The sequence below is a fragment of the Nonomuraea sp. PA05 genome (assembly GCF_008086045.1).
In the GTDB taxonomy this organism is placed as follows: domain Bacteria; phylum Actinomycetota; class Actinomycetes; order Streptosporangiales; family Streptosporangiaceae; genus Nonomuraea; species Nonomuraea monospora.
Genome location: NZ_VSEY01000035.1, coordinates 90,575 through 113,424 on the forward strand (window position 1 = coordinate 90,575; position 22,850 = coordinate 113,424).

19 protein-coding genes are annotated in these 22,850 nt (G+C 70.9%); 10 read left to right on the forward strand and 9 right to left on the reverse strand.

Translation table 11 applies throughout. The features are described from left to right. The first annotated feature begins 7 nt into the window (after positions 1-7). Positions 8-1,336: a PLP-dependent aminotransferase family protein gene (locus FXF51_RS42525; RefSeq protein WP_148440451.1), complete on the forward strand. Its 1,329-nt coding sequence runs from the start codon at positions 8-10 to the stop codon at positions 1,334-1,336. Positions 1,337-1,343: 7 nt separating this feature from the next. Here FXF51_RS42525 and FXF51_RS42530 read toward each other — a convergent pair whose 3' ends face one another. From FXF51_RS42530 to FXF51_RS42540, 3 genes are read right to left on the reverse strand one after another with little or no spacing between them, the layout of a single operon-like run. Continuing rightward, on the reverse strand, positions 1,344-3,107 hold the full coding sequence (locus FXF51_RS42530; RefSeq protein WP_148440452.1) for an ABC transporter ATP-binding protein: 1,764 nt from the start codon (positions 3,105-3,107) through the stop codon (positions 1,344-1,346). After that, positions 3,107-4,795 carry an ABC transporter ATP-binding protein gene (locus FXF51_RS42535; RefSeq protein ID WP_148440453.1) on the reverse strand — a complete coding sequence of 563 codons (1,689 nt, stop codon included), beginning with the start codon at positions 4,793-4,795 and terminating at the stop codon, positions 3,107-3,109. Before FXF51_RS42535 ends, FXF51_RS42530 begins: the two co-directional genes overlap by 1 nt. 49 nt (positions 4,796-4,844) lie before the next feature. Beyond that, positions 4,845-6,026 (reverse strand): MFS transporter, encoded by a 1,182-nt coding sequence (locus FXF51_RS42540; protein WP_148440454.1) that lies wholly within the window; start codon positions 6,024-6,026, stop codon positions 4,845-4,847. A gap of 45 nt (positions 6,027-6,071) precedes the next feature. On the opposite strand from FXF51_RS42540, the gene FXF51_RS42545 reads away from it, so the two are divergent. From FXF51_RS42545 to FXF51_RS42570, 6 genes are all read left to right on the forward strand, one after another. Beyond that, on the forward strand, positions 6,072-9,536 hold the full coding sequence (locus FXF51_RS42545) for a nitrate reductase subunit alpha (RefSeq protein WP_148440455.1): 3,465 nt from the start codon (positions 6,072-6,074) through the stop codon (positions 9,534-9,536). Further along, positions 9,536-11,116, forward strand: a complete 1,581-nt coding sequence (narH, locus tag FXF51_RS42550; RefSeq protein ID WP_148440456.1) for a nitrate reductase subunit beta — start codon at positions 9,536-9,538, stop codon at positions 11,114-11,116. Before FXF51_RS42545 ends, narH begins: the two co-directional genes overlap by 1 nt. Continuing rightward, positions 11,113-11,667, forward strand: coding sequence for a nitrate reductase molybdenum cofactor assembly chaperone (gene narJ / locus FXF51_RS42555; protein WP_148440457.1), 555 nt, complete (start codon positions 11,113-11,115; stop codon positions 11,665-11,667). The genes narH and narJ overlap by 4 nt, the downstream gene beginning before the upstream one ends. 14 nt (positions 11,668-11,681) lie before the next feature. Further along, positions 11,682-12,395, forward strand: a complete 714-nt coding sequence (gene narI, locus FXF51_RS42560) for a respiratory nitrate reductase subunit gamma (protein ID WP_222871710.1) — start codon at positions 11,682-11,684, stop codon at positions 12,393-12,395. After that, positions 12,392-13,015: a phosphotransferase gene (locus FXF51_RS42565; RefSeq protein WP_148440459.1), complete on the forward strand. Its 624-nt coding sequence runs from the start codon at positions 12,392-12,394 to the stop codon at positions 13,013-13,015. Before narI ends, FXF51_RS42565 begins: the two co-directional genes overlap by 4 nt. Positions 13,016-13,090: 75 nt before the next feature. Further along, on the forward strand, positions 13,091-13,897 hold the full coding sequence (locus FXF51_RS42570; protein WP_148440460.1) for an SDR family oxidoreductase: 807 nt from the start codon (positions 13,091-13,093) through the stop codon (positions 13,895-13,897). A 2-nt stretch (positions 13,898-13,899) separates the two neighbouring features. Here FXF51_RS42570 and FXF51_RS42575 read toward each other — a convergent pair whose 3' ends face one another. The 4 genes from FXF51_RS42575 to FXF51_RS42590 form a co-directional block, all read right to left on the reverse strand. Further along, positions 13,900-14,574: a phosphotransferase gene (locus FXF51_RS42575; protein WP_148440461.1), complete on the reverse strand. Its 675-nt coding sequence runs from the start codon at positions 14,572-14,574 to the stop codon at positions 13,900-13,902. A 9-nt stretch (positions 14,575-14,583) separates the two neighbouring features. After that, on the reverse strand, positions 14,584-15,123 hold the full coding sequence (locus tag FXF51_RS42580) for a DUF305 domain-containing protein (protein ID WP_148440462.1): 540 nt from the start codon (positions 15,121-15,123) through the stop codon (positions 14,584-14,586). Positions 15,124-15,184: 61 nt separating this feature from the next. Then, the gene (locus FXF51_RS42585; protein ID WP_148440463.1) at positions 15,185-16,021 is read right to left on the reverse strand and encodes a DUF1996 domain-containing protein; all 837 of its coding nucleotides are present in this window, start codon (positions 16,019-16,021) and stop codon (positions 15,185-15,187) included. 20 nt (positions 16,022-16,041) lie between these two features. After that, positions 16,042-17,733 carry a discoidin domain-containing protein gene (locus tag FXF51_RS42590; RefSeq protein WP_148440464.1) on the reverse strand — a complete coding sequence of 564 codons (1,692 nt, stop codon included), beginning with the start codon at positions 17,731-17,733 and terminating at the stop codon, positions 16,042-16,044. Positions 17,734-18,033: 300 nt separating this feature from the next. Here FXF51_RS42590 and FXF51_RS42595 point away from each other — a divergent pair, with 300 nt between their 5' ends. Then, a complete protein-coding gene (locus FXF51_RS42595; RefSeq protein WP_148440465.1) occupies positions 18,034-19,023 on the forward strand; it encodes a LacI family DNA-binding transcriptional regulator in 990 nt (329 codons plus the stop codon). A 121-nt stretch (positions 19,024-19,144) separates the two neighbouring features. Further along, positions 19,145-20,131, forward strand: coding sequence for a YncE family protein (locus FXF51_RS42600; protein ID WP_148440466.1), 987 nt, complete (start codon positions 19,145-19,147; stop codon positions 20,129-20,131). 60 nt (positions 20,132-20,191) lie between these two features. Here the strand turns inward: FXF51_RS42600 and FXF51_RS42605 are convergent, their stop codons facing one another. Continuing rightward, entirely contained in the window at positions 20,192-21,379 is a 1,188-nt protein-coding gene (locus FXF51_RS42605; RefSeq protein WP_148440467.1) for an RtcB family protein, read from the reverse strand. A gap of 273 nt (positions 21,380-21,652) precedes the next feature. Here FXF51_RS42605 and FXF51_RS42610 point away from each other — a divergent pair, with 273 nt between their 5' ends. Then, positions 21,653-22,504: a hypothetical protein gene (locus FXF51_RS42610; RefSeq protein ID WP_148440468.1), complete on the forward strand. Its 852-nt coding sequence runs from the start codon at positions 21,653-21,655 to the stop codon at positions 22,502-22,504. Positions 22,505-22,513: 9 nt separating this feature from the next. Here the strand turns inward: FXF51_RS42610 and FXF51_RS42615 are convergent, their stop codons facing one another. Continuing rightward, a complete protein-coding gene (locus tag FXF51_RS42615; RefSeq protein WP_148440469.1) occupies positions 22,514-22,837 on the reverse strand; it encodes a cupin domain-containing protein in 324 nt (107 codons plus the stop codon). Positions 22,838-22,850 lie beyond the last annotated feature (13 nt).

Here is a 22,850-nt window from a genome sequence, read left to right on the forward strand (position 1 = left end):
CTGCCGCATGGAGGACTACCGGCGCATCGCGGACTCCATCGCCGCCGACATCGCAGCAGGGCGGCTGCGGCCAGGAGACCGGCTGCCGCCGCAGCGGAGCTTCGCGCGGCGGCACGGCATCGCCGGCTCCACGGCCGCCCGCGTCTACAGGGAGCTGGCCGGTCGCGGGCTGACCGTCGGAGAGGTGGGCCGGGGCACGTTCGTACGGGCCGCCCCGCCCCGGCCGGGCCCGGCGCTCGTCGAGCCGACGGGCAGCCGGATCGACCTGGAGCTCAACTATCCCGTCGTGCCCGAGCAGGCCAGGCTGCTCGCCGACGGCATCGGGCCGTTGCTGCGCGCGGATGTCCTGGAGTCGTCCATGAGACCGGTCGGCGCGGCGGGCACCCCGGCGGCGCGGCGCGTCGCCGCCGGCCTGCTGGGGCGCGGGGAGTGGCGGCCGGATCCCGAGCGGGTGCTGTTCGCGGGGAACGGGCGCCAGGCGATCGCGGCTGCCCTGGCCGCGCTGCTGCCCTCGGGCGGGCGGCTCGGGGTGGAGGAGCTCACGTATCCCGTGCTCAAGGGGCTGGCGGCGCGGGTCGGGGTCACGCTCGTGCCGCTGCGGGTCGATGAGGCCGGGCTGGACCCGGCGGCTGTGGCGGCCGCCGCGCGGAAGGCGCCGCTGAAGGCGATCTACGTGCAGCCGACGATGCACAACCCGCTGTCGGTCAGCATGCCCGTGGAGCGCAGGGCCGAGCTGGCGGGCCTGCTCGAACGCCTGGACGTGCCCGCGATCGAGGACTCCATCTGGTCGTTCCTGCGCGACGACCTGCCGCCGCTGGCCGCGTTCGCGCCCGGGCGCACCATTGTGGTGGACAGCCTGTCCAAGCGGCTCGCGCCCGGCCTGTCACTCGGCTTCGCCGTAGTGCCAGGTCAGGCCGTGGCGGGCATGGCGGCGGCGGTGCGGTCGGGCGGGTGGACGCCGATGCGGTTCGCGCTGGAGGCGGCGACCCGGTGGCTGACGGACGACACCGCGCGGTCGGTGGCCCGCGCCAAGCAGCGGGACGCGGCCATGCGCCAGGAGATCGCCGCCGGGTGTCTTGCCGGGTTCGGCGTGCGCAGTGATCCGCGTTCCTACTACTGCTGGTGGGAGCTGCCGCCGCCGTGGCGGGCCGAGACGTTCGTGGCCGCCGCCGCCCGGTACGGCATCGCCGTCACGCCCGCCGCCGCCTTCGCCGTGGGGCGGGGCAGCGCGCCGAACGCCGTCCGGCTCGGGCTGGCCTCTCCCCCGCCGGACGTTCTCGCGCGCGCCCTGACCACCCTCGCCGAGCTCGCCCGCGCCACACCTGAGGACGAGTAGCGGAAGCTCAGGACGGCGCCGAGGTCCTGCTCGGGCTGCCGTGCCAACTGCTCCACAACGCCGCGTACGATCCCCCCTGGGCCACCAGCTCCTCATGCGACCCCAGCTCACTGATCCGCCCATCCTCCACCACGGCCACCCGATCGGCATCGTGCGCCGTGTACAGCCGGTGCGCGATGGCGATCACCGTCCGCCCTTCCAGCACAGCGGCCAGCGACCGCTCCAGGTGCCGGGCGGCACGCGGGTCGATGAGGGAGGTGGCCTCGTCCAGGACGAGGGTGTGCGGGTCGGCGAGGACCAGCCGCGCGAGCGCGAGCTGCTGCGCCTGCGCGGCCGGCACCGCGACCCCGCCGGACCCCACCTCGGTGTCGAGCCCGGCCGGCAGCCCCCGCACCCAGTCGAGGGCGTCCACGGCCTCCAGGGACGAGAGCACGGCGGCGTCGGTGGCGTCGGGCCGGGCGATCAGCAGGTTGTCGCGCAGCGTGCCCTTGAACACGTGGTGTTCCTGGGTGACGAGCGCGACGTGCCCGCGCAGGCCGTCGAGCGGCAGGTCGACCAGCGGCACGCCGCCGACGGTGACGGAGCCGGTGCGCGGCCCGTGGATGCCGGCCAGCAGCCGCCCCAGCGTGGACTTCCCGGCGCCGGACGGCCCCACCATGGCGAGCCGCTCACCGGGCTGGACGGTCAGGGACACGTCGTGCAGCACGTCGCGCCCCTCCCGGTAGGCGTAGCGGACGTGGGAGGCCTCCAGCAGTTCGCCGGAGGGCCGGGCCGCGCCGGCCGCCCGGTCGTCGGGGACGTTGGCGACGCCGAGCAGCCGCGCCATCGACGCCGCGCCGACCTGGAGCTCGTCCACCCACATGAGGAACCGGTCGAGCGGGTCGATGAGCTGCTGGGCGTAGAGGGCGGCGGTGACGACCTGTTCGAGCGTGACCCAGGAGTTGGTGTAGAAGAGGCCGCCGACGAGCAGGGCGGCCACCACGGGGATGACGTAGCCCAGCTCGACGGCCGGGTACCAGGTGGTGCGCAGGCCGAGGGTGTACCGTTCTGCGGCGTAGGAGCGGGCGATGTCGCCGTCGGTGCGCGCCCTGCGCCGCTCACGCAGGCCGAGCGCCTCCACGGCCCTGGCGCCTTCGACGGTCTCGGCGAGCCCTTCCGTGACGTCGGCGTAGGCGGCGTTCTCGCGCAGGTAGCCGTCGCGGGCGCGGCCCAGGTACCACCGGGTGGCGATCCACAGCACCGGCCCCGCGGCCAGCATCGGCAGCATGAGCAGCGGGCTGACCAGCAGCAGCGCACCGATGGTGATCACGAAGGTGACCATCGCGATGAGCGTCTCCGGCACGGCGTGCCGTACGGTGCGTGACAGGGCGTCCACGTCGCGGGAGGTGCGGGTGATGAGGTCGCCGGAGCCGGCCCGCTCGACGGTGGACAGCGGCAGGGCGAGCACCCGGTCGACGAACTCCTCGCGCAGCTCGGCCAGCACCTTCTCGCCGAGCCTGGCGGAGGCCAGCACCGCGTACCGGATGAGGACGCCCTGCAGCAGCAGGAAGGCGCCGATGGCGGCGGCCACGACGGCGACGTTCACCTCGTGGCCGTACTGGACCTTCTCCACCAGGTCGCCGAGCTGCCACGGGACGGCCAGCCCGGCGACGGCGGCCAGGCCGTGCAGGACGAGGGCGAGCGCGAGCGAGCGCGGGTACTTCAGGGTGAGCCGCCTGGCGTAGGCCCGCACCTGTTTGCGGTCGGCGATCGGCAGGATCTCCCGGGCCATCAGTCTTCCCCTCGGGTCACGGTCGCGGCGTATTCGGGGGATCCGTCGAGCAGTTGCCGGTGTGTCCCCTCGGCCAGGACGCGGCCGTTCTCGACGTAGATCACGTGCTCGGCCCGGTCGAGCACGAGCGGGCTGGTGGTGCAGACCATGGTGGTACGCCCGGAGCGCGCCTTGGCCAGGCGTTCGGCGATGCGGGCCTCGCTGTGGGCGTCGACGGCGCTGGTGGGCTCGACGAGGATCAGCACCTCGGGGTCGGTCACCAGCGCCCTGGCGAGCCGCAGCCGCTGCTGCTGCCCGCCGGAGAACTCGCGCCCCGCCTCGGCCACGTGCGCGTCGAGCCCGTCGGGCAGGGCCTCGACGACGTCGGTGGCGCAGGCGGCGTCCAGGGCCTCGCGGATCCGCGTGTCGGTGGCGGTGCCGCGCACGTCGAGCTCGTCGCGCAGCCGTCCGTTGAACAGGCGGGCGCCGTTGTCGGCGACCAGGATGCGCGACCGGACCTGCTCCAGCGGCAGGGTGCGCAGCTCCACGGCGCCGAAGGTGACGTCGCCCTCGACGTAGCGGCCGAGGCGGTCGGCGATGGCGATGGCGTCGTCGGGGGCGTCGGCGGCTACGGCGGTGAGGGCGCCTGGCTGGAGCGTGACACCGCTGTAGGAGTCGCGCAGCACGCCGCCCTCGCCGGTGCCGGTGCCGCCGGTGACTTCGGGCTCGATGGACAGGATCCTGATCACCCGGCCGGCGGCCACGTGCCCCTTGGTGAGCTTGTCGGCGGCCTCGGTGAGGGTGCGCATGGGGCCGATGAGGAACACCGCGTACAGGTAGAAGGCGACGAGCTGGCCGGTGGGGATGTCGCCGGCGACGGCGAAGGAGGCGCCGACGCCGGTGACGATGGCGATGAGCAGGCCGGGCAGCACGATCTGGGCGCCTTCGAGCACCGATTCGACGCCGGAGACGCGCACCCCGGCGTGGCGCACGCGCTGCGACTCGGCGCGGTAGCGCGCGGCGAACACCTGCTCCCCGCCGATGCCGCGCAGCACGCGCAGCCCGGCGACGATGTCGGCGGCGCGGGTGGACAGCTCGCCGGCCAGCTCCCGCTGCGCCTGCTGCCGCCTGTGCAGGGGTCGCAGCAGCGGCCCGACGGCGACGGCCATCAGCGGCACGCCGAACAGCACGAGCAGGCCGAGCGGCAGCGAGGTGGAGAAGAGGATCACGGTGACGGTGACGATGGCCAGGATCGACCCGACGCCGCGCAGCAGGATGTCCATGGAGCTGCCGATGTGCGCGATGTCGGAGTTGCCGACGCTGACGACCTCGCCGGTGGACAGCCGTTTGGGCAGCGTGGCGCCGAGCCTGGCGGCCTGCCGGGAGGTGAGCTGCACGGTGCGGTACGCGGCGGCCAGCCAGTTGAAGACGGCCATCCGGTGCCGCATGATGCCGGTGAACGCCTGCACCAGCCCGAGCCCGAACAGGATCGCCGACCAGGTCAGCAGCGAGCCGGTGTCCTTGGCGGTGACGGCCTCGATGCCCCTTCCGAGCACGGCCGGCATGAGCGCCTGCACCAGCCACCAGAGGCTGGCGTAGCCGATGCCCGCGAGCAGGGGAACCGCCTGGCGCCGCGCGTTCCACCACAGGTAGCGGAGCGGGCTGCGGATGTCGGGCATGCCGGGATCGGCCTCAGGAAGGGAGCGCATAGCCTGACAACATTGACAAGGCGGCACCCGGCCCGGCAAACCATTTTCGTCACCTCGGGAAGGCCCGCCAGGTGTACACCAGCGCGACCGCCGCCGTGACGGCCAGCAGGACGTAGCCGATGGTGTAGGCGCCGGTGGCGGTGTAGACGGCCCCCATCACCAGCGGCGGGAAGTAGCCGCCGAGCCCGCCCGCCGCGCCGACCAGCCCGGTGACGGTGCCCACCCTGGACGCGTCCACCAGCTTCGCCACGAGCGCGAACACCCCGCCGGTGCCCAGCCCGAGGAAGAACGCGATGAGCACGAAGCTGAGCCCGGCGGGCACCTCGACGGGCGGGTTGAGCGCCAGCACGAGCGCCATCAGCACGGTCCCGGCGAACGAGATGGCCAGCACCTTGACGGGCCCGATCCGGTCGGCGACCGTGCCGCCGAGCGGCCGGGACAGCACGGCGGCGATGGAGAACCCGGCGGTGCGCAGCCCGGCCTCGGTCTGCGCGAAGTGGTAGACGTTCTGCAGCAGCGTGGGCAGGTAGGTGGAGAACGCCACGAACCCGCCGAAGGCGACCGCGTAGAGGAACGCGCACTGCCAGGTCGCCTTGATCTTCAGCGCCTCCCGCATGCGGGGCAGCGCGGAGCCGGTGGCGGGCGTCCAGCGGGGCGAGTCGCGGCTGCCGCCCAGCATGACGATGCCCATCAGCGCCAGCACCGCCGCCATCAGTAGGTGCGCGCCCGGCCGCCCGAACTCCTCGACCAGGCGCGGGGTGAAGAACGCCGACAGCGCGGTGCCGCCCATCCCCGCGCCGAACACGCCGGTCGCGAAGCCGCGGCGGTCGGGCTCGTACCAGGCGTTCACGAACGGGATGCCGATGGCGAACGACGTACCGGGGATGCCCAGCAGGAACCCCCAGAACAGCAGCCAGCCGTAGGAGTCGGACCAGCCCACGAAGAGCACGGGCACGATGGACACGAAGCAGATGATCGCGAACATGCGGCGCCCGCCGAGCCGGTCGGCCAGCATCCCCATGGGGATCCGTCCCAGCGAGCCGACCAGCACCGGGATGGCCACCAGCAGCGAGGTCTGCGTCGGCGACAGGTTCAGCATCCTGTTGTAGCTGCCGGACAGCGGCCCGATGAGGTTCCACGCCCAGAACGTCACCGCGAAGGCCACCGTGGCCAGAGCCAGGTTCCGCACCTGACCCCTGCGCAGCTCGGAACCTTTACGAAGCTCAGACATACACCCTGTGTAACAGAGGGTCACCTTCTGTGATGAAGTGGGGGTATGACCGCCGAGGATTTCCTGCTGAAGACCGGCCGCTTCCTACGCCGGTCAACCACCAGCGGCGACCTGCACACCCTCTTCCTGAAGGGCGGCACGGAGGGGGACGCCTTCTACCGCGACCGGTGGAGCCACGACAAGGTGGTCAGGTCCACGCACGGCGTGAACTGCACGGGCTCGTGCTCGTGGAAGGTGTACGTCAAGGACGGCATCATCACCTGGGAGACGCAGGAGACCGACTATCCGAGCGTCGGCCCCGACCGCCCGGAGTACGAGCCGCGCGGCTGCCCGCGCGGCGCCGCCTTCTCCTGGTACACCTACTCGCCGACCCGGGTCCGCTTCCCGTACGCCAGGGCGGTGCTGGTCGAGATGTACGCGGAGGCGCGCAAGCGGCTGGGCGACCCGGTCGCCGCCTGGGCGGAGATCACGACAGATCCGGAGAAGCGGGAGAGGTACCAGTCGGCGCGGGGGCACGGCGGGCTCGTCCGCGTCTCCTGGGAGCTGGCCACCGAGCTGATCGCCGCCGCCCACGTCCACACCATCAAGGCGTACGGCCCCGACCGGGTCGCCGGATTCTCCCCCATCCCGGCCATGTCGATGGTCTCCCACGCCACCGGCGCGCGCTTCGTGTCGCTGATCGGCGGCACCATGCTCTCCTTCTACGACTGGTACGCCGACCTCCCGGTGGCCTCCCCCCAGGTGTTCGGCGACCAGACCGACGTGCCGGAGTCGGCGGACTGGTGGGACGCCGCGTACCTGGTGATGTGGGGCTCCAACGTGCCGGTCACCCGCACCCCGGACGCCCACTGGATGGCCGAGGCCCGCTACCGGGGCCAGAAGGTGGTGGTGGTCTCCCCCGACTACAGCGACGCGGCCAAGTTCGCCGACGAGTTCCTCTCGGTGCGGCCGGGCACGGACGGGGCGCTGGCCATGGCGATGGGGCACGTGCTGCTCAGGGAGTTCTTCGTCGATCGTGAGACGCCGTACTTCACGGACTACGTCAAGCGCTTCACCGACCTGCCGTTCCTCGTCACGCTGGAGGAGCGCGACGGCGCGTGCGTGCCGGGCAGGTTCCTCACGGCGCGCGACCTCGGCTCGCGGGAGGAGGCGGCCGAGTGGCAGACCGTGCTCATGTCGGAGTCCGGCGAGCCGGTGGTGCCGAACGGCTCGGCCGGTTTCCGCTGGACGGACTCCGGCATGGGCCGGTGGAACCTGCGCCTGGACACGTCCCCGAGGCTGACCCTGCGCGGCGGCGAGGAGGCGGAGGTGCTGTTCCCCCGCTTCGACGGCGGGCACTCGACGCGCAGGAGCGTCCCCACCGCGCGGGTGGCGGGCCTGACGGTGACCACCGTCTTCGACCTCCTGCTGGCCCAGTACGGGGTGGGCAGCGACTACGCCGACCCGGCGCAGCCCTACACCCCGGCCTGGCAGGAGCCCATCACGGGCGTCCCTGCGGCCAGAGCGATCAAGATCGCCAGGGAGTTCGCCAGGACGGCCGAGGCCACCGAGGGCCGCTGCATGATCATCCTGGGCGCGGGCACCACCCAGTGGTTCCACGGCGACACGATCTACCGCGCGTTCCTGTCGCTCCTCCTGCTGACCGGCTGCCAGGGCCGCAACGGCGGCGGCTGGGCGCACTACGTCGGCCAGGAGAAGTGCCGCCCCCTGGCGGGCTGGCAGCTCATGGCGGGCGCGCTCGACTGGGCCAGGCCGCCCCGGCAGGTCCCCGGCACCACGTTCTGGTACCTGCACACCGACCAGTGGCGCTACGACCACTTCGACGCCAGTGAGCTGACCAGCCCGCTGGCCAGGGGCGGCTTCCGCGGCAAGCACACCGCCGACCTGGTGGTGGAGTCGGTGCGCAACGGCTGGATGCCGATGGCCCCCGCCTTCGACCGCAACCCGCTCGACCTCGGCGACGCCGCCGACCCCATCGCCGCCACCAGGGCAGAGCTGGAAGCGGGCACGCTGAGGCTCGCCGCGGAGGACCCCGACGACCCGCGCAACTGGCCGCGCGTGCTCACCCTGTGGCGCTCGAACCTGCTCGGCTCCTCCAGCAAGGGCAACGAGTACTTCCTGCACCACCTGCTCGGCGCCCGCTCCAACCTGGACAATCCCGATCCGCGCGCCCCGAAGGGCAAGCTGGACCTCCTGGTCACCCTGGACTTCAGAATGACCAGCTCCACGGTCTTCTCCGACGTCGTGCTCCCCGCCGCCACCTGGTACGAGAAGTACGACCTCTCCTCCACCGACATGCACCCGTTCGTGCACGCCTTCAACCCGGCCATCAACCCGCCCTGGGAGACCAGGACCGACTTCACCACCTTCCACGCCATCGCCCGCTCGTTCAGCGACCTGGCCAGGGACCACCTGGGCGTGCGCAGGGACGTCGTGGCGGTGGCGCACCAGCACGACACGCCCACCGAACTGGCCGGGCGCTCGGGCTTCGGCCTGAAGGTGGTGGAGCGCGACTACGGCGCCACGGCCGAGCAGCTCGCCGCGCTGGGCCCGCTCACGGAGCAGCTCGGCATCCCGGTCAAGGGCGTGACGTTCCTGCCCGACCAGGAGGTGGCCTGGCTGGGCCAGCGCTGCGGCCTGGTGCCGCGCGGCGTGGCGAAGGGCAGGCCGGAGCTGGACACCGCGGCCAAGGCGTGCGAGACGATCCTGGCCCTGTCGGGCGTCAGCAACGGCCGGCTGGCCGCGCAGGGCTTCCGGCAGCTCGCCCAGCGGACGGGCGAGAGCTTCGACGGCCTGATCCACGAGGACCACCGCATCGTCTTCGGCGACACCCAGGCCAGGCCCGTGCACGTCGCCGCCAGCCCCGAGTGGTCGGGCAAGGAGGCGCACGACCGCCGCTACTCCCCCTTCACGATCAACGTCGAGCAGGGCAAGCCCTGGCACACACTGACCGGCCGCATGCACTTCTTCCTCGACCACGACTGGATGCACGAGTACGGCGAGGCCCTGCCGATCTACCGGCCCCCGCTCGACCTGGCCGCCCTGTACGGCGAGAGCGGCACCCTGCGCTACCTCACCCCGCACAGCAAGTGGTCGATCCACTCGGAGTACCAGGACAACCTGCTGATGCTCTCGCTGTCCAGAGGCGGCCCCACCATCTGGATCTCCACCGAGGACGCCGCCGGCCTCGGCATCGCCGACAACGACTGGATCGAGGCGGTCAACCGCAACGGCGTGGTCGTGGCCAGGGCGATCGTCTCGCACCGCATGCCGAAGGGCACCGTCTACATGCACCACGCCCAGGACCGCCTGATCGACGTGCCGAAGTCGGAGGCCACGGGCCGGCGCGGCGGCATCCACAACGCCCTGACCAGGGTGCTGATCAAGCCCACCCACCTGATCGGCGGCCACGCCCAGCTCTCCTACGCCTTCAACTACCTGGGCCCCACCGGCAACCAACGCGACGAGATCACCGCCATCCGGCGCAGGTCTCAGGAGGTGCGGTACTGATGAGGCCGATGGCCCAGATCGCCATGGTGATGAACCTCGACAAGTGCATCGGCTGCCACACCTGCTCGGTCACCTGCAAGCAGACCTGGACGAACAGGCCGGGGGTCGAGTACGTCTGGTTCAACAACGTCGAGACCCGCCCCGGCCAGGGCTACCCCAGGCGCTACGAGGACCAGGAGCGCTGGCGCGGCGGCTGGAAGCTCACCCGCCACGGCTTGAAGCCGCGCGCCGGAGGCCGCCTGCGCAAGCTGGCGACCATCTTCGCCAACCCGCTCATGCCCTCCATCCAGGACTACTACGAGCCCTGGACCTACGACTACGAGAACCTCACCAACGCCCCGCTCACCGACGACGTGCCCGTCGCGCCGCCCAGGTCCCTGATCTCCGGCGAGCCGGTGAAGATCGGCTGGAGCGCGAACTGGGACGACAACCTCGGCGGCGACCCCAGCCCCGACCCGGTGCTGCAGAAGCTGTCGGAGCAGGTCACGCTGTCGTTCGAGCAGGCGTACATGTTCTACCTGCCGCGCATCTGCGAGCACTGCCTGAACCCGTCGTGCGTGGCCTCCTGCCCGTCGGGCGCCCTGTACAAGCGGGCCGAGGACGGCATCGTGCTGGTCGACCAGGACCGGTGCAGGGGCTGGCGGATGTGCGTGACCGGGTGCCCGTACAAGAAGGTGTACTTCAACCACAAGACCGGCAAGGCCGAGAAGTGCACGTTCTGCTACCCGCGGGTGGAGGTGGGCCTGCCGACGGTCTGCTCGGAGACGTGCGTGGGGCGGCTGCGCTACCTGGGCGTGCTGCTGTACGACGCCGACCGCGTCACGGAGGCGGCCTCGGTAACGGACGAGCGCGACCTGTACGAGGCGCAGCTCGACCTGTTCATCGACCCGCACAGCGCGGACGCCGAGGCCGCCGGGCTGCCGTCCGACTGGCTGGAGGCGGCCCGCAGGTCGCCCGTCTACGACCTGATCAAGAGGTACCGCATCGCGCTGCCCCTGCACCCGGAGTACCGCACGCTGCCCATGGTCTGGTACGTCCCGCCGCTCTCCCCCGTCGTGGACGCCCTGTCGAGCACCGGCCACGACGGCGAGGACGCGGCGAACCTGTTCGCCGCCATCGACGCGCTGCGCATCCCGATCGACTACCTGGCCGAGCTGTTCACGGCGGGCGACCCGGCGCCCGTGACGTACGCGCTGCGCCGGCTGGCGGAGATGCGGTCGTACATGCGGGCGGTCAACCTGGGCGAACGGCCGCCCGAGGATGCCGACCTGGAGGCCATGTACCGGCTGCTCGCGATCGCCAAGTACGAGGACCGCTACGTGATCCCGACCGCGTACGGCAACGTGCCGGGCGTCGTCGAGGAGGGCGGCTGCAGCCTCGACTACGACGGCGGGCCCGGCATGCAGCAGCCGTTCGGCGAGGCGTCCGGGCGGCCCGTGCCCGTCTCGATCGAGACCTTCCACGGCCTCAAGGAGCGGCAGACGAGCAGCGAGGTCACCCGCGACCGGGTGAACCTCCTCAACTGGGACGGCCGCGGCACCCCTGCCGGGCTCTTCCCACCGAAACGGAGGCACCCATGACGCGCCCGGTGATCTGGCAGGCCGCCGCGCACCTGCTCGCCTACCCCGACGAACGTTTCTGGCGCCGCCTCCCGATGATCAAAGAGGCCGCCGAGCCGCACTTCACCCCGTTCCTCGACCACGTCGGCGACCTGGGCCCCGGCGAGCTGGCCGCGCACTACGTCGACACGTTCGACCTGCAACGGCGCTGCTGCCTCTACCTGACCTACTACACCGACGGCGACACCCGCCGCCGCGGCGAGTCGCTGGCCGCGCTGAAGCAGCGCTACCGCGCGGCGGGCTGGGAGCTGATGGACGACGAGCTGCCCGACTTCCTGCCCGTCATGCTGGAGTTCGCCGCGTGCGACCCCTCCGGCGCCGCGCTGCTGGCGGAGCACAGGGCAGGGCTGGAGCTGCTGCTGACCGCCCTGACCGAGCGCGACTCGCCGTACCGGCACGTGATCGGCACGGTCTGCGCCGAGCTCCCTCCGATCAGCGCCGCCGACCGGGCCACGGCGGCCAGGCTGGCCGCCGCCGGGCCGCCGGCCGAGAGCGTGGGGGTCTACGGGTGAACTGGGGCGAGAGCATGCTCTGGATCGTCGCCCCGTACGTCACCTTGGTGATCTTCGTGGGCGGCCTGATCTGGCGCTACAGGTACGACAAGTTCGGCTGGACGACCCGCTCCTCGCAGCTCTACGAGAGCCCGCTGCTGCGGGTGGCCAGCCCGCTGTTCCACTACGGGCTGCTGTTCGTGATCGTCGGCCACGTGACCGGCCTGCTGATCCCGCTGTCGTGGACCGACGCCATCGGCCTGTCCAACGAGGCCTACCACGCCAACGCGCTCGTCTGGGGCGGCCTGGCGGGCGTGGCCACGCTGGTGGCGCTGGTCCTGCTGATCTACCGCCGCCGCACGAACGGGCCCGTGTTCCTGGCGACCACGGTCAACGACAAGGTGATGTACGTGGTGCTGGCGGCCTCGATCATCGCCGGCGTGGTGACGACGGTGGCGGGGTTCGTGCCCACGGAGGTGAGCTACCGGACCACGGTCGCGCCCTGGTTCCGCGGGATCTTCGTGCTGCGGCCCGACGCGACGGCGATGGAGCACGCGAGCGGTCTTTACAAGGTGCACACTCTCATCGGGATGGTGCTGTTCGTACTTTTCCCGTTCAGCCGCTTGGTGCACGCGCTTTCCGCCCCGTTGGGCTATTTGTTCCGTCCTTACATCGTGTATCGGAGCCGCGCGGATGGCGTGCCGAGGCGCCCGGCAGCGGTGCGGATGCGCCAGAATCGTCCCTTGTGAAGCACGGGTACACCAACAGCACGTTCGGCGACGGCGCCCTGGTCGTGAAGTGCTACGAGGGGCCCGAGGCGGCGTTCAGGCTCAGCACGGAGAGCAGATACCTGCGGCGCCTGCGCGGACGCCTCCCGGTCCCGCGCGTCCACCAGGTCACCTCGACGAGCCTGACCACCCGCTTCGTCGACGGCTCCCACGGCCAGGACCTGCTCGACGACGGCCGGGCGGTGGAGGTGCTCACCGAGTGCGGGCGGATGCTGGCGCGCATCCACCGGCTCGGCATCGTGCACGGCGACTACGGGCCGCAGAACATGCTGTTCCACCCCGACACGTTCGAGACCGCCGCGATCCTCGACTGGGAGTGGGCCCACCCGGGGCGGCCGGTCGAGGACCTGGCCTGGGTGGAGTGGATCGTGCGCAGCCACCACCCCGAGCACGTGCCGCTGCTGCCGCACTTCTTCTCCGCCTACGAGGAGCCCGTCCCGTCGTGGGCCGAGCGGCACGCGGCCATGCTGGAGCGCTGCCGGGGGCTGCTCGACTTCTGCACCCGCTGGGAGCCGGGCGGCGGCGGCGAGAAGCTGTGGCGCGAACGCCTCGACGTCACGGGGGCCTGGACGCAGCTCTGACACGTTCTGTCGGTATTCGTACTACACAGAGTGGCTTTGACCGGTTCTGTCGGTGCCCTTTGCTTGGCTGGGGGCATGACACACGATGTGATGATCCTCGTCCTCGGTGCCACAGGCTCCACCGGCCGCCGCGTCGCGGAGCAACTGCGTGCCGCCGGCCACACCGTGCGGGGCGCCTCCAGGAGCGGCCAGGCCACGTTCGACTGGTCCGAGCCGGGCACCTGGGAGCCGGCCGTGTCAGGCGCGTCGGCCCTCTACCTGATGGCGCCCGACGGCGTCCCCGTCGATCCCGCGTTCGTCACGCTGGCCGTGGAGCGCGGCGTCGAGCGCATCGTCCTGCTGTCGAGCGGGGCCATCGAGGCCATGGGCGACGAACGCCTGATGGCCGCGGAACGCACCGTGCGCGACAGCGGCGCGGAGTGGACGATCCTGCGGCCGAGCTGGTTCAACCAGAACTTCGACGAAGGCTTCTTCCAGCCGGCGATCATGGCGGGCGAGGTGCTGATGCCGCTCGGCGACGTACGCCAGGCGTTCGTGGACGCCGACGACATCGCCGCCGTCGCCGTCGCCGCCCTCACCCAGGACGGTCACGCGGGGCGCTCCTACGAGATCACCGGGCCCGGCTCGCTGGCGTTCGGCGAGGCCGTGGACATCATCGGCCGGGCCGTCGGGCGCGAGGTGCGTTACCTGGGCGGCGACGAGGACTACATCGCGGCCAACGGCTTCTCCGGCGAGTCGATCCACGCGGCCAAGGCCTTCGGCGCGCTGCGCGCCCTCGGCGACCAGCCGGTGGCCGACACGGTGAGCGACGTGACGGGGCGCGCCCCGAAGACGTTCGAGACCTTCGCCCAGGAGGCCGCCGCCAAGGGCGCCTGGAGCTGACCTCAGCGTGCGGCCAGCTTTCTGATCAGCGCCACCGCGTCGCCGAGCAGGCTCACCTCACGCTCGCTCAACCCGCGGTCGGCGGCGCGCCGGGCCTGGGCGTCGTCCAGCGGACCACCCGGATCCAGGTCCTCGCCCAGCTCGGCGACCAGCACGCCGGCCGCCTCCCGCCCCGCCGCCGCCAGCTCACTGGCCTCGTCCACCGCCACCTGCGCGAGGATCAGCACCGACAGGGCGCAGTCCAGCGCGGGCCGCCCCTCCCTGGCGTTGGACCAGTCGATCACCACGGGCCCGTCCGGCGTCAGCATCACGTTGTCCGGATGCAGGTCCAGATGCAGGATCCGATCGCGGGGATCGCCGGACACCCGGGCCGGGATCTCGTGCAGCCGCCGCAGCAGCGCCGCGAGCGTCCGGCCCGCCTCCTCGATCCCGACCTGCCCGGCCAGCATGGCGTGCAGCAGCGTCGGCCCGGACACCCGCCGCATCACCAGGTCGGTGGCGCTGCTCTCGCCGGGGAAGACCTCGGGCACGGGGAACCCGTGCGCGGCCACGTACGCCATGATCTCCAGCTCGCGCCTGGCGTCCACGTCGACCCGGTAGCGGCGCAGCACCCGCCCGTCACCGAGGGCGTAGACGTCGGCGCTGCGTCCCGCACCCACCAGCTCCCCGATCTCCATGCCCCCAACCTATGCGGCGACCGCCCGCTCCAGCTCGGCGAGATCGCCGGCGTGCTCGCGGGCCATCGCCCGCGCCAGCTCCCGCGCCCGAGCCTCGCCGCCCGCGTCCTGCTCGCCGTCCGCGACCAGCACGAGCTGCTCCAGGTACGCGCGCAGCAACGCGGCGAAACGCCGGTCGAACGCGCCCTCCCGCAGCCCGGCCAGGGCCTTGAGGTCCGCGGCCGTGGGCATGCCTGGCATGTCGTGCTGGGTGTGCGGGTTCTCGCCGGTGATCCCGGCCTCGGCGAGCAGGGCCCGCAACCGGCCGCGGCCCGTCTCCTGCGCCTCGCCGAGCCGTTCGGCCAGGCGGGCCAGCGATCGGCTGGCGGCCCGCTCGGGGGCCAGTTCCAGCATGGGCCGCGCCCGCGCGTGCAGGGCGTCGGTGAGCTGCAGCCACGCCACGTCGGTGGTGCTGAACTTCGCAGTGGCGGCCTCTGTCGGCCGTTCAGCGGAGGAAGGGGAACACCCCACCAGCGCCATGACCACCAGAAAGATCGCGAACCAGCGCATGACCACCCTTCCCGTGAAACGTCCGGGCGGGCGCGCACGCCCGCCCGGACAGGACGACCGCCTACGAGGGACGTCCGTCGGCGCCGCACTTGATGATCGGCCGGATGCAGTCACGCACCCGCCGCTCCATCTCGGCCGCCGGCCAGGCGTTGAAGAAGTCGCCGTGCATCGTGAACCCGCCGCCCGACGACAACCGGAAGCGGGACGGATCGCCGCTCACCGGGTACCGGATGACCTGCCGCAGCTTGGGCACCGGCACCGGATGCGTGCTCGGGCAGGCGCCCGCCACCGGGTAGGCCATGTGGCTCTTGTGGTCGGCGGAGTCCAGGTCCCGCCCGTTCCAGCACTGCGGGAAGTCCAGGTACGACTCCAGCATGGTGCCCGACGGGCAGTTCACGAAGTCCTTGGAGGCCCCCACGTGCCCGGCGTGCAGGCAGGACCACCTGGAGATCGTCGTGTTGTCGGGCCCGGTCGCCTTGGCGTTGCCCGCCACGATCCGCAACCCCAGCGGGAGCGGCTGGATGCGCGCGATGATGTCGTCCCGCACCCCTTCCCCGAGGTAGTAGAACGTGACGATGGCCGGCTCCACGGGCGCGCCGTCCCGGTAGAGGGTGGGCACCCAGTACGACGACTTGTCCACGGCCGGGTTGCAGTTGGTGGCGCCGTTGAGCAGGTCGTTGAGCTGGGTGTGGGCGTTGGTGACACGGCTGCCGAAGAAGCTGTGCATGTGCGAGGCGCCCGGCAGCCCGGGGAAGACGATCGGGTCGTCGGGCAGCCGGTGGCTGAACGGGCAGTCGGCGAGGAACTCCGCCACCCGTACGGGCGCGGCCGCGGCAGGCGCCGGAGCGGCCACCACGAGCGTGCCGAGTAGCAGGGACAACAGGGCTAAGATCCGCATGGCGGCTCCCTTGACGGGGGTCACTGGTAGACCCGCACGTAGTCGACGAGCATTCGTGACGGGAACGGCGTGGCGGCGTTCGGCGGCCCCGGCCAGTCGCCGCCCACGGCGAGGTTCAGGATGATGTAGAAGGGGTGGTCGAAGATCCACGGGCCACGGGTCTGCTCCACCTGGTCCTTGCTGATCGTGAACACCGTCCGCCCGTCGAGCGTGTAGACGATGCCCTTGCTGTCCCAGTTGGCGGCCCAGACGTGGAAGTCGTCGGAGTAGTCGGCGCCGTTCGGCAGCGTGTACGGCGACCCGACGCCGCCGCCCCCGTTGTAGGCGGGCGCGTGCACGGTCGAGTAGGACGTCTTCACGTCCTTGCCGAGGACCTCCATGATGTCGATCTCGCCGTTGTACGGCCACGGCCGCCCGGTCAGGAAGTCGGCGCCCATCATCCAGAACGCCGGCCAGAGCCCGTTGCCCTTGGGCACCTTGATCCGGGCCTCGACGCGGCCGTAGGTGAAGTGGAACTTCGTGCCGGTGTTCATCCTGGCGGAGGTGTACTGGCAGGTGGTGCTGCCGGTGAGCGGGTCGGGCGGGCAGGCGGAGCCCGGCGTGGCCTGCTTGCGGGCCTCCATGACCAGGTGGCCCTGGCCGTCCATGGCGGCGTTGGCGTGGTCGGTGTAGTACTCCAGCTCGTTGTTCGGGCCGGTGCCGGGGTCGGCGCGCCACTTGGCGGCGTCGGGCTTGGCGCCCGCGGCGCCGTTGAACTCGTCGTTCCACACCAGGGCCGGCGGGTTGGCCGGGTCCCTGGGCGGGGCCGGCGGGGTCGTGGGGTTGCCGCCGGTGCCGTACACCTGGAACTCCCACAGGCTGTAGCCGTAGGCGCCGGCCCGCTGGGTGCCGTACATGCGGACGTACCGGCCGGTGCCGCTGACGTTCAGCGTCTGCTTGAAGCCGGCACCGCTGGTGGTGCTGTAGATCGTGGTCCAGGTGTTCGCGTCAGGGGAGGTCTGGAGCTGGTACGACCTGGCGTAGGCCGGGTCCCACTGCAGCACGACCTTGCTGATCTGGGCGGTGGCGCCGAGGTCCACGTAGATCCAGCCGGGGTCCGACCACGCGGCGGTGGCCCACCTGCTGGCCGGGTCGAGGTCGAACGCCCTGGCCGGGGTGCACTCCCAGCAGTTCCCGTCGTGCTGCGAGCTGGAGGCCACGCCGGGCTTGCCGTACGACAGCAGCCGCTCGCCGCCGGAGCCGCCGCCGTTCCCGTACACCTTGAACTCCCAGAGGCTGTAACCCCACTGGGTGGCGCGCTGGGTGCCGAGGACGCGGACGTACCGGCCACTGCCGGACACCGACAGGGTCTGGTTCCCTCCGGTGCCGGCGGCCGTGGAGTGCAGGTTGCTCCATGAGGTGCCGTCGGTGGACGCCTGCACCTGGAAGGCGGTGGCGTAGGCGGCCTCCCAGCTCAGCTCGACCTGCGTGATGGCGGCGGTCGCGCCGAGGTCCACCTGGATCCACTGCGGGTCGGAGAACGCGCTGGACCAGCGGGTGCCGGCATCGCCGTCCACGGCGGCGGAGGCGGGGAAGGCGGCGGCGCTCTCGGTGGAGGACGCGGTGACGGGCCTGCCCTGCGACAGCAGGGGGTCGGCGGCGTGGGCGGGCAGCGGGAACAGGGGGATCGCGAGGGCGACGAGCGCCACGAGACGACGTAACAGTGGACTCACAACGTCTCCGTCAAACTGGGGGAAGGTTCGAGGGAGCGCTCCCTGAGTAGGAGACTGCTCGCGCCCGTAATCTCTGTCAAGCCTCGGGTTAACCTCCCCGACACGCAAGAGAGCGCTCTCCAGAACACTTCCGTTAGGCTGCTTCGGCCCCGCTACCTGCCACTACGCATCCAACGCCGGACCCAGAACCCGAGCCCCGGCCCGGACACCGAGAAACATTGCGTTTCCCCGCCACCTTGACTGCTCCGCGCCCCTGACCCCACCCTCATGGGGAAGCGCTCTCTCACACCGAGGAGGGAAGTGGCCAGACCCACCCTGGAAGCCGTGGCCGCCCGCGCCGGCGTCTCCAAGTCCAGCGTCTCCCGAGTGATCAACGGCGCCACCACCGTCGCCCCGTCCATCCGCGAGGTCGTGCTGCGCGCCGTCAGGGAGCTGGGCTACGTCCCCCACGCCGCCGCCCGCAACCTCGCCACCCGCCGCACGAACGCCGTCGCCCTCGTCGTATCCGACCCACCCAAGGGCCTCGTCTCAGACGACCCGATGTTCTCCGCCGTGGTCCGTCAGGCCAGCAGGAAACTGGAGGCGGCCGGCAAGCAGGTGGTGCTCATGCTGGCCGGCTCCGAGGACAGCCGCGCCCGCGTCGCCCGCTACGTGGCGGCCGGTCACGTGGACGGCGTCATGCTCGTCTCCATGCACGGCGCCGACTCACTGCCCGCCACCCTGGCCCGCAAGGGCATCCCCATCGTCTCCCTGGGCCGCACCAACCCGGCCGTCCCGTACGTCGACAACGACAACCCCGGCGGCGCCGACCTCGCCGTCCGCCACCTCCTGCGCCAGGGCAGGCGCCGGGTCGCCACCATCACGGGCCCGCTCGACATGATCGCCTCACAGGAACGCCTCACCGGCTACACCGACGTCATGCGCGAGACCTGCCACCGCTCCATCGTCGCCATCGGCGACTTCACCCGCGTCTCCGGCGCCGACGCCATGCGCCAGCTCCTCCAGGACGACCCGGCCCTCGACGCCGTCTTCGCCGCCAACGACCTCATGGCCATCGGCGCCCTGCGCACCCTGCGCGAGGCGGGCCGCAGGGTGCCGGACGACGTGGCGGTGGTGGGCTTCGACGACATCGAGGCCGCCCGCTACACCGCCCCCGCGCTGACCACGGTTCACAGCCCGATGAGCGACTGGGCCAGCGGGACCGTGGAGTTGTTGCTGGGGTTGTTCGAGGGCGGGCCCGACGAGCCGGTACTGCTCCCGGCCGAACTGGTGGTACGGGAGTCAGCTTGATCATAATGGCGGGGATTCGTTTCTCGCTCGGAGCGGAGTACACGTGCGCTTATCCCCCTCAGAACGGCTGAGCATCATCCGGCCCTTTCGCCGCCTAGCTGCCTCGCTGAGCACCTTGACCATGACGATCGGCCTGGTCCTCGCCGGAGCACCCGCGGCCTCGGCCGCAGATTCGGTCACCAACCTGGGCCTGGTCCCTTACACTGCCTCGTCCGAAGTCGAGATCGTCACGGACGGTGACAGGCTCTTCACTTCCGCCCGCAACCGGATCGTGGTCACAGACACCAGCGGCACGCTGATCAGCTACATCACCGATCTGTCCTACGTGGTGGGCCTCACGGTGGCATCCGACGGAACCCGGCTGTACGCGGCACTGCGTGACTCGAACGAGGTCGTTGAGATCGACACCTCGACTCTCACGATCACCCGGCGGTTCGACTTCGCGGCGTACACATGCCCGTACCGCTTGTCGCTGTCCGGCAATACGCTGTGGACCGGGCACGGGTGTGGACCGGGGAATGGCGGGGTTGCAAGCCTCGACCTGTCGGCCCCGGCCCCGCAACCCGTCACCGCCTTGACGGGGCTGGCCTACGCGCCCATGCTCGCCGCCGCGCAGAACACACTCGTGCTCGGCTACTCCCGCGTCTCCCCGTCCAAGCTGATGTCCTACGACGTGAGCACCGGTTCTCCGCAGCTTCGCGGCGAGATCGACGGCCTGCCCTACCTCTCCGACTTGTCCATCACACCGGACGGCTCGACGGCACTGGCGGCGTTCCCGACCCGGCTGGAAGCCTGGGACACCTCAAGCCTCACGATGGTCCGCCAATACGGCGAGAACGCTTCGGCCCAGGGCAGTGCCGTGGCCGTGACCGTCACCCCGGACGGCGCCAAGGTCGTCGGCGGCTGGACCGTCCGGGGCGTCGAGGTGTACGACCTGGTGACGGGCGTGATGACCTACGCGAAAACGAGTCCCACCGGTTGGTCGAGCCCCATGGTCGACACCGGCACCATCACCACCGTCGGCGATGAGGTCTTCAGCGTGCTGCGGACCAGGGGTTCCACTGTCCTGCGGCTGTGGAGACTGGAAGACGCCACTCTGACACCATGACGTGCCCCGGCCGGGCGTAGGCCACCCCTCCCTTACGGGGGGCGGCCTACGGCCCATGGTTCAGCCCTTGATGCAGATGAGCTGCCGCAGGTGAGCGACCACCTGCACGAGATCCGTCTGAGCCGCCATCACCGACTCCAGATCCTTGTACGCCCCCGGAATCTCATCCAGCACCCCGGAGTCCTTACGGCACTCGACCCCTGCCGTCTGCTCCTCCAGGTCCTTCACGGTGAACGTCTTCTTCGCCTTGTTCCGGCTCATCTTCCGGCCGGCCCCGTGCGAGGCCGAGTTGAACGCCGCCGCGTTCCCCAGCCCCTTCACGATGTACGTCCCGGTGGCCATCGAGCCAGGGATGATCCCCAGCTCCCCCGCACCGGCCCGGATCGCGCCCTTACGGGTGACGAGCACGTCCACCCCGTCGTACCGCTCCTCCGCCACGTAGTTGTGGTGGCAGGAGATCGGCTGCTCGAACGTGATCTCAGGCAGGTGCCGCCGCAGCACGTCGCACACCAGCCCCATCATCAGCGCCCGGTTGCGCCGCGCGTAGTCCTGCGCCCAGAACAGGTCGCGCCGGTAGGCGTCCATCTCCGGCGTGTGCCCGAGGAAGACGGCCAGGTCCCGGTCCACCAGCCCCTGGTTGTGCGACAGCCCGCGGGCCACCCCGATGTGGTGCTCCGCCAGCTCCTTGCCGATGTTGCGCGAGCCGGAGTGCAGCACGACCCACACCCAGCCCTCGTCGTCGGCGCACACCTCGAGGAAGTGGTTGCCGCCGCCGAGCGTGCCCATCTGGACCTCTGCCCGCTCGCGCCGCGCCATCACGGCCGGCGCCAGCTCGTCGAAGTCCTTCCAGAACCGTGCCCACCCGGCCGGCTTCATCCCGGACACGGTGTCCGGATCGACCGGCCGCTTGTGGTGGCTGAAGCCGACCGGCACGGCCTGCTCCAGCCTCCCGCGCAGGTAGGCCAGATTGTCGGGGAGCCGCGAAGCCTGGTACGAGGTCTTGACGGCCGTCATGCCGCAGCCGATGTCCACGCCGACGGCCGCCGGCGAGACCGCGTCCCGCATCGCGATGACCGAGCCGACGGTCGCACCCTTGCCGTGGTGCACGTCCGGCATGACGGCGACACCGTGGACCCACTCCAGGTTCGCCACGTTGCGCAGTTGCTGCATCGCCTGCGGCTCGACCGACTCCGGCTCCGCCCACATCCTCAGCGGACGCCGCGTTCCGGTCACCTCGTTGTACGTCATCTCGTATCGCCTCCTCCCGGTCACACTCCGAACGCGATCTATCAGGCCAGAGTTCCCATACCCCCGCAACCGATTTATGTGTCTCGACCCCTCTGAAGTCACCGGGCAATATCGTGTCAGCGTCGGCGGGAGGAGATGGCGATGCCTTCCAGGAGAGAACGCGGGCCGCGTTCGATGAGGCCGCGCGCAAGGCTGTCGTCAACGCGACGTGCGCCTTGGTGGAAGGGATCCAAGCTCCGATGGGCGGGAACTGCGCTCATTGTCCCGGTCGTCGTGGCAGTGGTTGCGAGCCTGGCTTCGAAGGGTAGCGAAAAGGCTCTGGGCTGGAACGACAGCAAGCCGACGAGCCTATCCCCCAGCACAGCGAAGAGCGTCTCACCCGCACCTTCCGGAGAGGCGGTGAAGGTGAATGCCATTACCTTCGTGCCCAAACGGAATGACAATACGTTCGTCGTCGCGGGGATCGTCGCGCCGGACGCTGTGCACAAGCTCAACGCCTCGTTCGACCCGGAGAAGGATCCGGAAGGAGCAGCAGCGGCTCTGCGGACTCTGGGCGGCGTGGAGACAACGCAATCCACGTACGAGCTGGAGCTGGAGGGTAACCGTCAGAAACCTGTCCGCATCACCAACATGAGACTCGACGCGAACTGCCGCGAGCCTCTGACGGACACGCTGTTCTTCTCGCCACCCCAGGGCGACGCCCCGACCGTGAAGATCGGCTTTGATCTGGACAGCCCCAATCCGATCGCTCAGTACGCCAAGGAACACGAAGATGGCCCGGGATTTCCGTATCGCTTCACCGGCGACTATTTCGCCGACCAGAAGTATGAGCTGAAGAACGGCGAACAGGCCACGTTCCGTGTCACCGCTAGAACGTTCAAACACTATTGCGAGTTCAGAATAAGGCTGTCCCTGTTGGCGGACAGCAAGCCCGCCACGCAGATCATCGACGACATGGGCAGGCCGTTCCGCATCTCGGCCAAGGTCGCCTCTAAGGATTCCGTCGGCCACGTATGGGCGGACTGCTCAGCGTACAAGCGCGTCTACGGGGGAGGCGCCGTGAACGACGAGCAGCCCACGCCCTCGGGCTGGTGGTCGGCCAGACCCGGCACACGATTCTGCTGACCGCGCTCGTCAGTTGCCGAACTGCTTGGTCTCCGGCTTCTCCACCATGAGCGCGTGCGCGGGCTCGTCCGCCACCGGACGGTGCCGCAGCCCGCGCGGGACGACGAAGACGGATCCGGGCGTCATGACGACCGGATCCCGGCCCTCCAGCTCCAGCCGGAACGTGCCGTCCCAGCACAGGAACAGCTCGTCCTCGTCGTGGTAGTGCCAGGGGAACTCGCCGTGGAGCTGGGCCAGCCGCACCACGGCGTCGTTCACCTCGGCGAGCTGCCGCTGCTGCCAGGGGCCCGGCAGCGTTGCGATGACCTCGGGGACCGACACTGCGACAGTCATGTTCTTGCCTCCT